Annotated in this window: 11 protein-coding genes; 5 read left to right on the top strand and 6 right to left on the bottom strand. The window is 62.4% G+C overall.

Annotated features, from left to right (window positions below; genetic code table 11):
* Positions 1-193 precede the first annotated feature (193 nt).
* Entirely contained in the window at positions 194-757 is a 564-nt protein-coding gene (locus PCE31107_RS21805; RefSeq protein WP_150610631.1) for a phasin family protein, read from the top strand.
* A 237-nt stretch (positions 758-994) separates the two neighbouring features.
* On the opposite strand, the gene lpdA is transcribed toward PCE31107_RS21805, so the two are convergent.
* The 4 genes from lpdA to aceE all read right to left on the bottom strand — a co-directional run bounded on the left by lpdA (position 995) and on the right by aceE (position 7,878).
* Positions 995-2,767, bottom strand: coding sequence for a dihydrolipoyl dehydrogenase (gene lpdA / locus PCE31107_RS21800; RefSeq protein ID WP_150610630.1), 1,773 nt, complete (start codon positions 2,765-2,767; stop codon positions 995-997).
* A gap of 20 nt (positions 2,768-2,787) precedes the next feature.
* Complete coding sequence (locus PCE31107_RS21795) at positions 2,788-3,369, bottom strand: Ntn hydrolase family protein (RefSeq protein WP_026131554.1); 582 nt, start codon at positions 3,367-3,369, stop codon at positions 2,788-2,790.
* A gap of 82 nt (positions 3,370-3,451) precedes the next feature.
* Positions 3,452-5,095 (bottom strand): dihydrolipoyllysine-residue acetyltransferase, encoded by a 1,644-nt coding sequence (gene aceF / locus PCE31107_RS21790; protein ID WP_150610629.1) that lies wholly within the window; start codon positions 5,093-5,095, stop codon positions 3,452-3,454.
* A gap of 95 nt (positions 5,096-5,190) precedes the next feature.
* Complete coding sequence (aceE, locus tag PCE31107_RS21785) at positions 5,191-7,878, bottom strand: pyruvate dehydrogenase (acetyl-transferring), homodimeric type (protein ID WP_130025666.1); 2,688 nt, start codon at positions 7,876-7,878, stop codon at positions 5,191-5,193.
* Positions 7,879-8,220: 342 nt separating this feature from the next.
* Here aceE and PCE31107_RS21780 point away from each other — a divergent pair, with 342 nt between their 5' ends.
* From PCE31107_RS21780 to PCE31107_RS21765, 4 genes are all read left to right on the top strand, one after another.
* The gene (locus PCE31107_RS21780; protein WP_246181934.1) at positions 8,221-10,704 is read left to right on the top strand and encodes a PAS domain-containing sensor histidine kinase; all 2,484 of its coding nucleotides are present in this window, start codon (positions 8,221-8,223) and stop codon (positions 10,702-10,704) included.
* Entirely contained in the window at positions 10,701-11,345 is a 645-nt protein-coding gene (locus PCE31107_RS21775) for a response regulator transcription factor (RefSeq protein WP_130025665.1), read from the top strand. The genes PCE31107_RS21780 and PCE31107_RS21775 overlap by 4 nt, the downstream gene beginning before the upstream one ends.
* A gap of 329 nt (positions 11,346-11,674) precedes the next feature.
* Positions 11,675-12,529, top strand: coding sequence for a bifunctional methylenetetrahydrofolate dehydrogenase/methenyltetrahydrofolate cyclohydrolase FolD (gene folD, locus PCE31107_RS21770; protein ID WP_150610628.1), 855 nt, complete (start codon positions 11,675-11,677; stop codon positions 12,527-12,529).
* Positions 12,530-12,764: 235 nt separating this feature from the next.
* Positions 12,765-14,843 (top strand): M3 family metallopeptidase, encoded by a 2,079-nt coding sequence (locus tag PCE31107_RS21765; RefSeq protein WP_130025663.1) that lies wholly within the window; start codon positions 12,765-12,767, stop codon positions 14,841-14,843.
* A gap of 81 nt (positions 14,844-14,924) precedes the next feature.
* Here the strand turns inward: PCE31107_RS21765 and PCE31107_RS21760 are convergent, their stop codons facing one another.
* Both PCE31107_RS21760 and PCE31107_RS21755 read right to left on the bottom strand, forming a co-directional pair.
* Positions 14,925-15,602: a DUF4189 domain-containing protein gene (locus tag PCE31107_RS21760; protein WP_150610627.1), complete on the bottom strand. Its 678-nt coding sequence runs from the start codon at positions 15,600-15,602 to the stop codon at positions 14,925-14,927.
* Between the two features lie 233 nt (positions 15,603-15,835).
* Positions 15,836-16,372 (bottom strand): phosphoribosyltransferase, encoded by a 537-nt coding sequence (locus PCE31107_RS21755; protein WP_017231571.1) that lies wholly within the window; start codon positions 16,370-16,372, stop codon positions 15,836-15,838.
* Positions 16,373-16,378 lie beyond the last annotated feature (6 nt).

The raw sequence follows: 16,378 nt of genomic DNA, 5'->3' as shown, positions 1-16,378 counted from the left end.
GAATTGTTGCAGCGCACAAAAAAGACTTGACAGCGACAAAAATATCTCTACACTTGCAATTGTGCGATGCACAAAAGAAATCGCACCCCATTTAGAGGCCCCAACCGTGTTTTCACCAAGATAAGGTGAGAACTCATTAGCGAACACGGAGTGGGTCGATACGTTGTGTATGACACCATCATAGGAGAACGCCATGTCGTTTCTGACCCCCGAGCAATTCGCCGCCGCCCACAAAGCCAATCTCGAAACCCTTTTTGGCCTGACCAACAAAGCGTTCGAAGGCATGGAAAAGCTCGTTGAGCTGAACCTGCAAGCTGTCAAGGCATCGCTGGCCGAGTCCGCCTCGACCGCGCAGAAGGCCTTCGCCGTGAAAGACGCGCAAGAGTTGCTCGCCCTGCAAGCCAACCTCGTCCAGCCCGCCGCCGAAAAGGCGATCGCGTATGGCCGTCACCTGTACGAAATCGCTTCGTCGACGCAAGCCGAAGTGACGAAGGTGGCCGAAGCCCAACTGGCGGAAAGCTCGCAGAACGTGCAAGCCCTGTTCGACAATCTGGCCAAGAACGCCCCGGCCGGTTCGGAGTCTGCCGTTGCACTGGCCAAGTCGGCCATGTCGGCAGCCAGCAGCGCGTTCGATAGCGTGCAGAAGGCCACCAAGCAAGCCGTTGAAATCGCCGAGACGAACTTCGCTGCCGCGAGCAGCGTCGCGACGAAGGCTGCTGCTCAGGCTTCGCGTGCTGCCTCCAGCGCCAAGAAGTAATCGATAGCGTCTCGCGACGCTAGCGTTCGAACCCGGCCTCGTGCCGGGTTTTTCGTTTTAGGGGCGAACGGCGACGTCGCCGCCATAGAAAAAACCGCCATCTCGGAGCGAAATGGCGGTTTTTTGGCACCCGACCTCGCCCCGAATGCGGCGCGGCGGATATCGGTCACGTCATGCATGCCCGGCGCGCGCCCCCCGGAATCGTCCGAGGCGCACGCCAGACACCGACGCGCCTTTTTACTTCTTGCGAGCCGGCGGAACGTCGGTGCAAACACCTTCGTAAATCTCCGCTGCCATACCGACCGATTCGGCCAGCGTCGGGTGCGGGTGAATCGTCTTCCCGATATCGACGGCATCCGCGCCCATCTCGACGGCCAGGCAAAGTTCGCCGATCAGATCGCCGGCGTGCGTGCCGACGATGGCCCCGCCAACGATGCGATGCGTTTCTTCATCGAACAGCACCTTGGTGAAGCCTTCGTCACGGCCGTTCGCGATCGCGCGCCCCGATGCCGCCCACGGGAACACGGCCTTGCCGTACTTCACACCTTCGGCCTTCAACTGGTCTTCCGTCTTGCCGGCCCAAGCCACTTCCGGATCGGTGTAGGCCACCGACGGAATCTGGATGGCGTCGAAATAAGCCTTCTCGCCTGCCGCCGCTTCCGCCGCGACGTGGGCTTCATGCACGGCCTTGTGGGCCAGCATCGGCTGACCGACGATATCGCCGATCGCGAAGATGTGCGGCACGTTGGTCCGCATCTGCTTGTCGACATCGATGAACCCGCGATCGCCCACGGCGACGCCCGCATTCTCGGCGCCGATCTTCTTGCCGTTCGGGCTGCGGCCCACGGCGACCAGCACGAGGTCGTAACGCTGGGGCTCCGCCGGTGCCGCCTCGCCCTCGAACTTCACGTAGATGCCATCGGCCTTGGCCTCGGCACCCACGGTCTTGGTCTTGAGCATGACGCGGCCGAAGCGCTTCGTGTTCATCTTCTCCCAGACCTTGACCAGATCGCGGTCGGCGCCTTGCATCAGGCCGTCGAGCATTTCCACGACATCGATCTCGGTGCCCAGGGCGCTATATACCGTCGCCATTTCCAGACCGATGATGCCGCCGCCGATCACGAGCATCTTCTTCGGCAGTTGACGCAACTCGAGGGCGCCGGTCGAATCGACAATGCGCGGGTCTTCCGGCAGGAACGGCAACTTCACCGCCTGCGAACCCGCGGCGATGATGGCCTGCGCGAACTTTACGGTGCGTTTGCTGCCGTCTTCAGCGACGACTTCGATGTGATTCGGATCGAGGAACGTGCCGACGCCGCGCACGACTTCCACCTTGCGCATCTTGGCCATGCCGGCCAAACCGCCCGTGAGCTTGCCGACCACGCTTTCCTTGTAGGCGCGCAGCTTGTCGAGATCGATCTCGGGTTTCGCGAACGAAATGCCGTGATGACCGAGCGTCTGGGCCTCTTCGAGAACGGCCGCCGTATGGAGCAGCGCCTTCGACGGGATGCAACCGACGTTCAGGCACACGCCGCCGAGTGTCGCATAGCGTTCGATGAGCACGGTCTTGCGGCCCAGGTCGGCACTGCGGAAAGCCGCCGAGTATCCGCCCGGACCGGCGCCCAACACGAGCACGTCGCACTCGGTGTCGGCACCGCCGCTGTGCTTGGCCGCAGCCGGGGCCGGGGCGCTCGGCTTTGCCGCAGGCGCGGCGGCGACAGGCGCTGCCGGCGCGGAGGCGGCCACCGGGGCTTCGGCCTTGGCGGCACCGGCACCGTCCACTTCGACAAGCGCGATCAGCGTGCCTTGACTGGCCTTGTCGCCCACCTTGATCTTCACTTCCTTGACCGTGCCCGACACTTCCGACGGCACTTCCATGGACGCCTTGTCAGACTCAAGCGTAATGAGCGATGCATCCCTGGCGATCTTGTCGCCCGGCTTGATCATCACTTCGATGACATCCACGCCCTCTGCGCCGATGTCCGGTACTTTGACTTCGATGAGACTCATGCGGGGTCTCCCTGTCGCATTTATGACTTGATGGTGGTATCGATCGGAAACGTGTGCACCTGAAACGGGGCGGCGGAACTCTTGTCGAACTCCGCCCCCGCCTTCACGCCCGCTTCGGCGATGGCGCTGGCACTCAGATCCTGGTCATAGAGGGCGTACATGGCGCCGAGCGCGAAATTGCGCCCTGAGCCAATCCCCCAGAACCGATCGAAAACAAACACTTCCCGGTAGGAATAAATCCCGTAGATGCCCGTCGGATTCGCGATCACGCAGGTGATCTGCGACGACTCGTACGGATCGTCTTCCTCTTCCTTGGTGTTGAGGAAATACTCTTCCTTGAGCTTCTGATGGACGCGGCAGAACGTGCGGAACACCTCGTCACGCGAGTGCAGACGGCATTCGTCCGCCATACCGGAGAGAATGGCGCGCATGACCGGAAAGTGTGCGGTCGTGCCCGCCAGGCCGACATAGGAATCGCCTACGAGAAAAACCTTGCGATTTTCCTCGTACGATTGCGAGAGCCGCGTATCGCCGAACGTCACAAGCGAATCGGCGGCAATCGCGATCTCACCGGCCTTCTTGACGACTACCACGGTGGTCATGATGCCCTCCCCGTCCAGATCCTGAAGCGTTCGCGCGAGCGCCGCCGGGCTTGCGCTTGCGCGCAACCGGCGGCGCCTGCCATTACAGCATCGCGCGACGGAAATCCTGCAACAGTTGCCCCAGGTAGGCGTTGAAGCGTGCGGCCTCGGCGCCGTCGATCACACGGTGATCGTAAGACAGCGACAGCGGCAGCGTCAGTTGCGGCAGGAATTGTTGCTTGCGCTCATCCCACACCGGTTTCTGATACGAACGCGACAGGCCCAGAATGGCCACTTCCGGAGCGTTGATGATCGGCGTGAAGGTCGTGCCGCCGATACCGCCAAGCGACGAGATCGAGAAACAGCCGCCTTGCATCTGGTCCGGTTTGAGCTTGCCTTCGCGGGCGAGCTTTGCCAGTTCCGAGGTCTCGCGGGCGATCTCGAACACGCCCTTCTTGTCGGCATCGCGAACGACCGGCACAACGAGACCGTTCGGCGTGTCGGCTGCGAAACCGATGTGGAAGTACTGCTTGAAGACGAGGTTGTCGCCGTCCAGACTTGCGTTGAACGTGGGGAACTTCTTCAGGGCCAGAACGCAGGCCTTGACGACGAAAGCGAGCATCGTGACCTTGACGCCGGCCTTTTCGTTTTCCTTGTTCAATTGCACGCGGAACGCTTCGAGTTCGCCGATATCCGCTTCGTCGTTGTTCGTGACGTGCGGGATCATGACCCAGTTGCGGTGCAGGTTCGCGCCCGAAATCTTCTTGATGCGCGAGAGCGCCTTGGGCTCGATCGGACCGAACTTCGAGAAGTCGATCTTCGGCCACGGCAACAGGTTCAGCTCACCACCACCGGCAGGCGCGGCGCCCGACACGGCAGGGCGATTGCCCGCAAGCACGCTCTTGATGAAGTTACGCACATCGTCAACGACCACGCGGCCCTTCGGGCCGGTCCCCTTCACTTGCGTCACATCCACCCCCAGTTCGCGGGCGAACTTGCGCACCGACGGACTGGCGTGGCTGATCGGCGGATGGTCCGACGCGGCGGCGGGGGTCGCAGGCGCGGCGGTCGGGGCCGGAGCAGGAGCCGGGGCTGCGGGGGCAGCGCTCGGTGCCGCCGGGGCCGGTGCGCTCGCTACGGCAGCGGCAGCGGCCTTCGCCGGTGCGGCGGCAACAGCGCCTTCGAGCACAACGATCAGCGTGCCTTCCGACACCTTGTCGCCGACCTTGACCTTCAATTCCTTGACCACACCAGCCGCGGGGCTAGGCACATCCATCGATGCCTTGTCGGACTCCAGCGTGACGAGCGACTGCTCGGCCGTCACGGTATCGCCCACCTTGACCAGCACATCGATCACGGGCACGTCGTCGTAACCGCCAATATCCGGCACCTTGACGTCGATCTTGCTCGTACCGCCGCTGGCGGCCGGGGTCGCCGGTGCAGCAGCCGCAGCAGGTGCCGCCGCCGGCGCGGGCGCCGCCGCATTCGCTGATGCGCCCGAACCGTTTACGGTCTCGAGCGTCAGAATGAGAGAACCCTCAGATACTTCATCGCCGACTTTCAGGCTCAGCGCCTTGATGATGCCAGCGGCCGGGCTCGGCACATCCATCGTCGCCTTGTCCGATTCCAGCGTGATCAGGGCCTGCTCGGCATCGATCTTGTCGCCCGCCTTGACCAGCACGTCGATGACGGGCAAGTCCTTGAAGTCACCGATATCCGGGACTTTCACTTCGATCACTTGACTCATTTTCCACAGTCTCCTCGAGGCTGCGCTTGACGTGCGGCGCGCCCCGCCTGCCGCTTGAGGCGGCTGGCGGTCACACGCGCCGCGCGAAGCGGCCTTTAGACGGTCATCGGGTTGGGTTTGTTCGGATCCAGGTTGTACTTGGCAATCGCTTCGGCAACCTTGGTCGCCGGCAGCGTGCCTTCGTCGGCCAATGCCTTGAGGGCAGCGACCGTGACCCAGTTACGATCCACCTCGAAGAAGTGACGCAGCTTCTCGCGCGTATCCGAACGGCCGTAGCCGTCGGTACCGAGCGCCACATAACGACCCCGCACGAAGGGGCGAATCTGATCGGCGTACGTGCGGATGTAGTCGGTCGATGCGATGACCGGACCACGGGTGTCGTTCAGGCACGACTCGACATGCGACAAGCGCGCCGGCTCGGTCGGGTGCAGCAGATTGTGGCGCGCCGCGTCGTTACCTTCGCGGGCCAGTTCCGTGAAGCTCGGGCAGCTCCACAGGTCCGATTCGACGCCCCAATCGTTCTTGAGCATTTCAGCGGCGGCGATCACTTCGTTGAAGATCGTGCCCGAACCCAGCAGTTGCACGCGCGGTGCCTTGCTGTCGTCCGCCCCGCGACGGAACGCGTACATCCCCTTGAGGATGTCGCGCTCCACGCCCTCCGGCATGGCCGGATGCGCGTAGTTTTCGTTCATCACGGTCAGGTAGTAATAGACATCTTCCTGATCCTGCACCATGCGACGCAGGCCGTCCTGAACGATCACGGCGAGTTCGTAAGCGAACGTCGGATCGTACGGCAAGCAGTTCGGAATCGACGACGCCCACAGCAGCGAGTGACCGTCTTCGTGCTGGAGACCTTCGCCGTTCAGGGTCGTACGTCCGGCCGTGCCGCCCACGAGGAAACCGCGAGCGCGCATGTCGCCGGCCGCCCAGGCCAGGTCGCCCACGCGCTGGAAGCCGAACATCGAGTAGAAGATGTAGAAGGGGATCATCGTCTCGCCGTGCGTCGAGTACGACGTTGCGGCCGCGATCCAGTCGCACATGCCACCGGCTTCATTGATGCCTTCCTGCAGAATCTGACCGCTCTCCGATTCCTTGTAGAACATCAGTTGATCCTGATCCTGCGGGATGTAGCGCTGGCCGACCTGGCTCCAGATACCAATCTGGCGGAACAGACCTTCCATACCGAAGGTGCGGGATTCGTCCGGCACGATCGGCACGATGCGCTGGCCCAGCGCCTTGTCCTTGAGCAGCACGTTGAGAATCCGCACGAACGCCATCGTCGTCGAAATCTCGCGGCCTTCGGCGGTCGCCTTGAGCAGCGCATCGAATGCGGACAGCGCAGGCACCGGCAACGATGCGGCCTTGGTGCGACGCTGCGGCAGATAGCCGCCCAGCTCCATGCGACGCGCGCGCATGTATTCGAGTTCCTTCGAACCTTCCTCGAACTTCAGGTACGGCACGTCGGCGATCTGGTCATCCGCGATCGGCAGCTTGAACTGGTCGCGGAATTTCTTGAGCGACTCCACCGGCATCTTCTTCTGCTGGTGGGTGATGTTCATGGCCTGACCGGCTTCACCCATGCCGTAGCCCTTGATGGTCTTGGCCAGAATGACCGTCGGCTGACCCTTGTGCTGGGTGGCCGCCTGGTATGCGGCGAAAATCTTGTGCGGATCGTGGCCGCCGCGGTTCAGCGCCCAAATGTCTTCGTCGGACCAGTCGGCGACCATCGCCTTGAGTTCCGGCGTATTGAAGAAGTTCTCGCGCACGTAGGCGCCGTCTTTCGACTTGTAGGTCTGATACTCGCCGTCAACGCACTCCATCATGCGCGTCATCAGCAGACCCTTCTTGTCGCGGGCGAGCAAGGTGTCCCAGCGGCTGCCCCAGATCACCTTGATGACGTTCCAACCGGCACCGCGGAACTCCGATTCGAGTTCCTGGATGATCTTGCCGTTACCGCGCACCGGGCCGTCCAGGCGCTGCAGGTTGCAGTTGATCACGAACACGAGGTTGTCCAGATGCTCGCGACCGGCCATGCCGATGGCGCCGAGCGATTCCGGCTCGTCCGTCTCGCCGTCGCCGAGGAAGGCCCAGACCTTGCGGCCCTCGGTCTTCACGATGTTGCGCGACTCGATGTACTTCATGAAGCGCGCCTGGTAGATCGCCATGATCGGGCCCAGGCCCATCGACACCGTCGGGAACTGCCAGAAGTCAGGCATCAGCCACGGGTGCGGATACGACGACAGACCGCCGCCGTCCACTTCCTGGCGGAAGTTCTCGAGCTGGGGCATTTCCAGACGGCCCAACAGGAAGGCGCGGCTGTACACGCCCGGCGACGAGTGGCCCTGCACGAAGATCAGGTCGCCACCGTGCTTGTCGGACGGCGCATGCCAAAAGTGGTTGAAACCAACGTCATAGAGCGTTGCGGCCGAGGCGAACGACGCGATGTGACCGCCGACGTTCGTGTCCTTGCCGGCGCGCAGCACCATCGCGATCGCATTCCAGCGCGTGTACGAGCGAATCTTGTGCTCGACATCCTGATCGCCGGGGATACGGGCCTGCTGGTCGAGCGGGATGGTGTTGATGTACGGGGTATTCGCCGAGAACGGGTGATGTTCGCCGTTGATGCGGGCGAACTCGATCAGCTTCTCGAGCAGGTAGTGGGCACGCTCTGGGCCCTCGGCCGCCAGCACGCCTTCGAGCGAGGCCAGCCATTCTTGCGTTTCTTGGGGATCGGCGTCCGCGGGGGACACGATCTTGAGGGCTTCTTCAGGTACGGCGGACATGGTGTCTCCTTGTCTGTCGTTAGCGGGTTGGCGTGACGGTCGAATCCCGCTTTATGGACGGGCCCACCGGCTTTTTTACCGGGGCATTGTACGAAGGTTATTCCCGCCTTCGCAAGCGAAATTTCAGATTACGATAGTAAATTTTATAATGCGGAATTCTGCTGCAGTGCACATAAAATCAATAGGTTGCTGGTGCCATCACACCACGATTTTCCAGCGTACCGCTCGGTCTCAAGAGCAAATTGCGCGGCCGTCTTACGCAAAAGCTCGGAGGCTTCCGAAAAGCAAGCAGTCACCGTTGATGGCAGCGGGAAACCGCCCGGCCTGCGCTACAATCTCGCCATGCTTTCGCCCCGCCTTGCCAATTCCGCTCCGCCGTCCCGGTCCGCTGCTACGTCTGCCCGCTCCAACCGCTGGTTGCAGGGGTTCGCGGAGTCGCATTACTACTTGCTGGTCCCGCTCGTCTCCATTGTGATCTTTCTCGTGGTGATGAGTCTGATCCTGTGGAGCCTGAACCGCCGGGAGACGGAGCAGCAGCAGGACACGCTGTATCGGAATGTGGCATGGGCGCAGCAACAGATTCGCCTCAACATGCTGGCCATTCAGGATCAGATCAGCTCGCTTGCGCGCGACACGGCAGCCAAGCCGCAGGACGTTGCGCACTTCCAGAATACGGCGAACGAACTGATGCAAAATCATGCGGACATCGTCTTCATGAATTGGCTCGACGCGTCGCAGCGCCCCAAGTGGGCGGCGCCGGCGGATTCCCCGTTCGCGTCGCGATTGCAGGGCTCGGCGCAGCATCCGATGGAAGACGAATTATTGGTCGCGTTCCGCGCCGCCCGCGATTCACGCCGCTCGGCCTATTCCACCCTGATTTATGACGCCTCGGGCGCAAGCTACATCGTCGTGCAGGTGCCCGTGCTGCGCGAGCGCGAATTTCTAGGCACGATCAGTGCGGTGTATTCGGTGGAGGGCTTGCTGATCCACGAGTTGCCGCAGGAGCTTGGCGACAAGTTCAAGGTGTCGTTCATCGACACTCACAACAACGAGCTGGCAACGACATCGACACGCCCGCCGTTACCGCGCGATGTCTCCTACGAGCTGCTCCTCGATCCCCCCGGGCACAGTCTCGCGGTGCGCATCTACTCGTATCCTGCCGTCGGTAATTTCGTCAACAACACGCTGGTGTGGCTGATCGCCGGCTTGTCATGCTTCGTGCTCTGGAGCCTCTGGAGCCTGTGGCGGCATACGCGCCAGCGCTTCGAGGCACAGCAGGCGCTGTTCAACGAGACGTCGTTCCGGCGGGCCATGGAGAACTCCATCGTCATCGGCATGCGCGTGCTCGACCTGCAGGGCCACATTACTTATGTGAACCCCGCGTTCTGCCGGATGACGGGCTGGGACGAGCAGGACCTCATGTACCGGGCGCCGCCCTACCCTTACTGGCCCAAAGACGATATCCACGAAATGCAGCGTCGCATCGACATGACGCTGCGCGGCAAGGCGCCCTCGCACGGCTTCGAAATTCGCGTGCAGCGCAAGGACGGCACGATTTTCTACGCGCGCATGTTCGTCTCGCCGCTCGTGGACGCGCATGGCCGTCAGACCGGCTGGATGTCGTCGCTGACCGATATCAGCGAACCCAAGCGGGCGCGCGAGGAACTCGCCGCCGCCCATGAGCGGTTCACGACGGTGCTGGAGAGCCTCGACGCGTCGGTATCGGTACTCGCCGTCGACAAGGCGGAATTGCTGTTCGCGAATCGCTATTACCGTCAGTTGTTCGGTACGCGCCCGGAAGGCCACCTGGAGTTGTCCGGTGGCGGCGAACTCTCCCCTGCGTCGCTCGATCACATCGATCTGGTCGATGCCTTTGCCGGCCTGCCTGCCGCGTCGCTCACCGACACGGCTGCGCAGACACAGGAAATTTATCTGCCGGCGCACCAGAAATGGTTCGAAGTCCGGCGTCAATATATCCAGTGGGTGGACGGCCACTTGGCACAGTTGCAGGTGGCAACGGACATTACGGCCCGCCGTCATGCGGAGGAGCTGGCCCGTCAGGAAGAAGAACGCCTGCAGTTCACGGGGCGTCTGACGACCATGGGCGAGATGGCTTCGTCGCTTGCCCACGAACTGAACCAGCCGCTCGCGGCCATCAACAACTACTGCATGGGCACGGCGGCCCTGGTGCGCGCCGGGCGCACCTCGCCGGAAACGTTGCTGCCCGCGCTGGAAAAAACGTCACAGCAGGCGGTGCGTGCTGGCATGATCATCAAGCGGATTCGCGCGTTCGTGAAACGTAGCGAACCGAAGCGTCAACCCTCGTCGATCTACGAGATCGTCGCGGATGCCGTGGGCCTCGCCGAGATTGAAGCGCGCAAGCGCCGCATTCGCATTGTGACCGAGCTGCCTGCAGGACTGCCACAGATCAACGTCGACCCGGTGCTGATCGAACAGGTGCTCGTGAATTTGCTCAAGAACGCCGCCGAGGCCATGCACGGCTACACGCCGCCGCCCGGCCAGCGACGCGACCTGAGCGTGCGTCTGCACGTGGAACGGCGAGATAAATCTGTCGAATTCCAGGTGTCGGATCATGGACCTGGGGTGGACGAGGCCACCATCGAACGATTGTTTGAACCTTTCTTTAGTACTAAATCGGACGGCATGGGCATGGGCCTGAATATCTGCCGTTCGATCATCGAATCGCACCACGGCCGTCTGTGGGTAGAAAACAATGACGTCGACGGCGTGCGGAATGGTTGTACTTTTTGTATTCTGTTACCGTTAGAAGGCGATACGACATCCGGATCCGGGGGAGGACTATGACGACACCCAACACCACTATTGAACAAGAAACCGTCTTCGTCGTTGATGACGACGAGGCGGTCCGCGACTCGCTTCGCTGGCTACTCGAGGCCAATGGCTACCACGTACGAGGCTTTGCCAGTGCCGAGGAATTCCTTTCGCACTACAACGGGCATCAGCTTGGCTGCCTGATTCTGGATGTTCGCATGCCGGGCATGAGCGGCCTGGAGCTTCAGGAAAAACTGGTCGAGAACCGGTTCAACATTCCCATCATCTTCGTGACGGGCCATGGCGACGTGCCGATGGCCGTCGACACGATGAAGAAGGGCGCGATGGACTTCATCGAAAAGCCGTTCGACGAAGCGGAATTGCGTGCTCAAGTCGAGCGGATGCTCGCGAAAGCACGGCAAGACGCCACCAGCCAACGCGAGTTGCAAGCCGCCGAGGATCTGCTGTCCAAGCTGACAAGTCGTGAACATCAGGTGCTCGAGCGCATCATCGCCGGCCGCCTGAACAAGCAGATCGCAGACGATCTTGGCATCAGCATCAAGACGGTCGAGGCGCACCGCGCCAACATCATGGAGAAGCTCAACGTCAATACCGTTGCCGACCTGCTCCGCCTGGCACTCTCCAAACGTTCCGGCGGATCGCCTCGCCCCTGACCCCGACCGCCGCCCGCCGCCCGATTGTCATCGCGCAGGCTGACTGGCGGGAGGGGCCGGAGTGCCGGACCAACGACCGGTAGCGTCTCGACCGGTTGCGTCGGCATGATGTTGCTCGCCAAGGAGATGCGGCGAGCAGCGTCAGCCGTGCAGCGCAGTGGCTCGCCCGCAGCCGCCGCCCCCCGCCGCCGCGCCGCCCTCCCCGCGCGTTGCGGCGCGTTGCGGCGCGCCGCTATAATACGGTCTTTGCGCCTGTCACCTGCCTGACCGGCGCGGCTGTATCCGGCCCCTCGGGCCAGCCCCCTTCCTTCCTACGATATCCACGCATCATGACCGCCACCCTCATCGACGGCAACGCCCTCGCCAAACGTATTCGCGCCGAAATTGCCACCCGCGCCGCCGTTCTGACCGCCCGCGGCCACCAACCCGGGCTTGCCGTGGTGCTGGTCGGCGAAGATTCGGCCAGTCAGGTCTACGTGCGCAACAAGGTCAAGGCCTGCGAAGACAACGGCCTGTATTCCTCGCTCGACCGCTATCCGGCCGATCTGACGGAAAGCGCCCTGCTTGCCCGCATCGATGAACTCAACCGCGATCCAAAGATCAACGGCATCCTCGTTCAACTGCCCCTGCCTAAGCACATCGACAGCCACAAGGTGCTCGAGGCCATTGCGCCGGAAAAGGACGTTGACGGTTTCCACGTGTCGAATGCGGGCGCCCTGATGACGGGGGCACCACTGTTCCGCCCGTGCACGCCCTATGGCTGCATGAAGATGCTCGAATCCGTCGATTTCCCGCTGCGCGGGGCGGTGGCCGTGGTGATCGGCGCGTCGAACATCGTTGGCAAGCCGATGGCGATGATGCTGCTCCAGGCAGGCGCCACCGTCACGATCTGCAACAGCAAGACGCGAGATCTGGCCGCCCACACCCGCAACGCTGACGTCATTGTCGCGGCCGTGGGCAAGCGCAATATCGTCACGGCCGATATGGTCAAACCGGGTGCGGCAGTGATCGACGTCGGCATGAACCGTGACGACGCAGGCAAGTTGTGCGGCGACGTCGATTTCAACGGCGTCAAGGACGTGGCCGGCTATATCACGCCGGTACCGGGCGGCGTGGGACCCATGACGATCACCATGCTCCTCGTCAATACGCTCGAGGCCGCCGAGCGCGCCCTCGGCGCCTGATCGTCAGCACCGCGCGTCAAGCCGGGCGTGCTCGACCTCTCGGTCGCGCGCGCCCTTGTTGCTTTTGGGCCCATGGTCGAATGGCCGGCGGAAGCCGTTGAATGGCGGCCGGGCGTCGCATTCCAGGGATTCCGCCGCCAACACGCCCAATCGGACCGGTTGAAAAAAACGACTGGAAAATTGCCCGGGATGCCCCCACACTCTTTGTAAGCCCCTCCCCGTGGACAACGAACGCATGAATACGCCACAAACCAACCCTCTGCTCGATATCCAGGGACTTCCCCGTTTCACCGAGATCCGCCCCGAACATGTGACGCCCGCCGTCGACGTGCTCCTGGCGCAAGCGCGTGCGGCTGTGGACAAGGCCGCAGATCCCTCCACGCCGCCGACATGGGCCAACATTCTCGACGCCGTAGAAGACGGCACCGAAGGTTTGGGTCGGGCCTGGGAAATCGTTGGACACCTGAACGCCGTCGCCGACACCCCGGCGCTTCGCGCGGCATACGGCGATAACCTGCCGCGCGTCACCGAATTCTCCGCCAGCGTCGGCCAGAATCTGGCGCTGTTCGAAAAGTACAAGGCCATCGCAGCCGGCCAGGAATTCGCGGATCTCTCTCCGGCGCGCAAGAAGATTCTCGACAACGAGATGCGCGGCTTCCGATTGGGCGGCGCCGAACTTCCTGAAGACCAGAAACCGCGATTCGCCGACATCCAGGAAGCACAGGCGGACCTCGCCAAGCGATTCTCGGATCACGTGCTCGACGCGACCAACAAATTCTCGCTTGTCGTGACCGACGAGCAGGAACTCGCCGGCCTGCCCGACGACGACAAGGCCGCGGCGCGTGCCGCCGCACAGCGCGATGGCCTGGACGGCTGGAAATTCACGCTACATTTCCCCTCGTACTTTCCGGTGCTGCAATATGCCGACAATCGCGCGCTTCGCGAAACGCTGTACCGGGCCAATGTGACCCGGGCTTCCGAACTCGGCCCGCAATTCGGCAACGGCGAGGCGGACTGGGACAACACCGAGATCGTTGTCGAGCAACTCGCGCTGCGCCGCGAGGAAGCGCACATGCTCGGCTTCAAGAACTACGCCGAGGTATCGCTCGAGCCCAAAATGGCGGAATCGCCCGCGCAAGTCCTCGAGTTCCTCGAAGACCTCGCCCGCCGCGCGCGTCCCTACGCCGAGCAAGACTGGGCCGAACTGCAAGCGTTTGCCGCCAAGTCGCTGGGCATCGAGAAGCTGCAACCCTGGGACACGACCTACGCATCGGAGAAGCTGCGCCAGCAACGCTACGATTTCTCGGAATCGGAAGTCCGGCAGTATTTTCCACTGCCCAAGGTGCTCGACGGTCTGTTTCGCGTGGCCGGCACGCTGTTCGGTGTGACGATTCGCCCGCAGGACGCCGAAACGTGGCATCCGGACGTTCGCTTCTTCCGCATCGAACGCGATGGCGAACTCGTTGCGCAGTTCTACATGGATCTGTTCGCCCGCGAAGGCAAGCGCGGCGGCGCCTGGATGGACAGTGCCCGCACACGCAAGCGCCTGCGAAACGGCGCGCTGCAAACGCCGGTGGCGTACCTCGTGTGCAACTTCCCTGCCCCCGTCGGCGACAAGCCGGCGTTGCTGCCGCACGACGACGTCATCACGCTGTTCCACGAGTTCGGGCACGGCCTGCATCACATGCTCACACAAGTGGAAGATGCCGGCGTGGCGGGCATCAATGGTGTCGAGTGGGATGCTGTCGAGTTGCCGTCCCAGTTCATGGAGAACTTCTGTTGGGAGTGGGATGTGCTTGAGCACATGACCGCTCATGTGGAGACGGGCGCCCCGCTACCGCGAGCCCTGTTCGACAAGATGCTGGCCGCCCGCAACTTCCAAAGCGGTTTGATGATGCTGCGTCAGTTGGTCTTCTCCGACTTCGACATGCACTTGCATTACGACTTCGATCCGCACGGCAACGAGTCGGTGCTGGCGCTTTCGCAACGCATCAACGATCGATTGCACGTTACGCCTCAGGCGGATTTTTCGCGTTGGCCGAATACTTTCAGCCACATCTTTGCAGGCGGCTACGCGGCCGGATATTACAGCTACAAGTGGGCCGAAGTGCTGTCGGCGGATGTGTATGCGGCGTTCGAAGAGGCGGCGAAGGTCGGCGGCTCGGTTCTCGATACCGCCACCGGCGCCCGCTATCGCGATGAAATTCTCGCGGTGGGCGGCAGTCGCGAAGCGATGGCGTCGTTCATTGCGTTCCGGGGTCGCGCACCGGAAGTCGATGCCTTGCTACGCCACAGCGGCATGTCGGCAAGCTGACGCACCGCATCAAGTCAGCGAGGAATGAACAACGGGCGCCTCTGTGCGCCCGTTGTTCATCGTGATGCAGGATGCGCGCCATCAGTCATCTTCGTCACAGCCGTTCGGTTGCCAAACATATTGGCTCGTTCCCTTATCGAAACAATGAGCCGCCTGGAAGCGAATGGTGCATCCGTTTTCATACGTTCGCACACATGCACCGTCGATGCATCGTGTCTGCATGCGAACCACTTGCCCGGTAGGAATCCGGCATGGTGCGGGCGACACTGACGCCGCCTGTGGTGTCGGCAAACGCCTCCCCGGGCGCTGACCGCTATCGAACCAAACCTGCGCGCTATCAAGCGAACATTGCCCTGCGCGCCGACACACGACGAAGGCGTCCTGAACGGCAGACGTCTGCGTGTCACCCAGCGCGATGCCGATCTCCCCATTGACTGCACGCACGACCGCCCAGTAAGCCGGCCCATTACCGGACATCAACACTTCGCATCGCCCGCCCCGGCGACCGGAAGCCAGTTGGGTTCGGCAACGATCCAGCGCGGCCACCTTGGCCTTTGCCATCGACGTCTGGTCGGTCACCGACACATACCGAATCCCGTCAGCGGTCCGCACCCCGGCCACCGCCGACGCGGCGCCACTCGGCGTGCTGGCGATCGCCAGCACGCTTGCGAGCCCTACTGTGCCAATCAAGAGATAGGAACGCCACCACTGATTCATGACGGGACCGCAGCCGCGGGATTTCCAAAAATCGAGATTCATACGGCATCAGATCACATCGAGCGAACCGACGAAGCCTCAAGCAGAAAGGAAATCAGCCGCCATATGCCCTCGCCGTAGGGCCATTCGATCACGCCGCAATCAAGTGACAACGCACCAACGACGCGCGCTCAAAACAAAACAGGCGGCGCATCTCACGATGTCACCGCCTGTTTGTCGGGGTTCCCCCCTTGCCGAACGCCGCCTAGCGGCACGTTCAGCCATCCCGTCGTCGCTCAGGTGCCGCGCTTGATCCACGCCGACAAATTGTGCGGACGCAGCGTGTCGTACTCTTCGAACGGCTGGTGAATCCACGGATTCGTCGGCAGGAAATCGACCGCGTAATCGGGCGCCACTTTCGAACACGCCTTGTGCCACAGCACCGCCGAGCGCACGTCTGTCACCTTCGGGAAACGCTCCTTCAGGTGCTTGCCAACGCGCTCGAGCGTCACGCCCGAATCGACCAGGTCGTCGACCAGCAGCACGCGGCCTTCCAGCTCGCCGCGCGTAATGGTGATGAAGTGAGCGATGTCGAGGTCACCGCGAACGGTACCTTCGGCTTCACGATAGGAACTGGTCGCCAGAATCGCGAGCGGCACGTCGTAGATGCGCGCGAGTTGATCGCCCACACGCAAGCCACCCCGGGCCAGGCACAGGATCTTGTCGAACTTCCAGTTCGATTCGTAGACCTTGAGCGCAAGTCGCTCGATGAGCCGATGATACTCGTCCCACGAGACCCAAAGGTTCTTGTCGTCGTTTTGGGGTAGATTCATGGTGTG

The sequence above is a fragment of the Pandoraea cepalis genome, assembly GCF_902459625.1.
GTDB classification, from domain to species: Bacteria; Pseudomonadota; Gammaproteobacteria; order Burkholderiales; family Burkholderiaceae; genus Pandoraea; species Pandoraea cepalis.
This window is presented reverse-complemented; position numbering and strand designations above follow the sequence as displayed.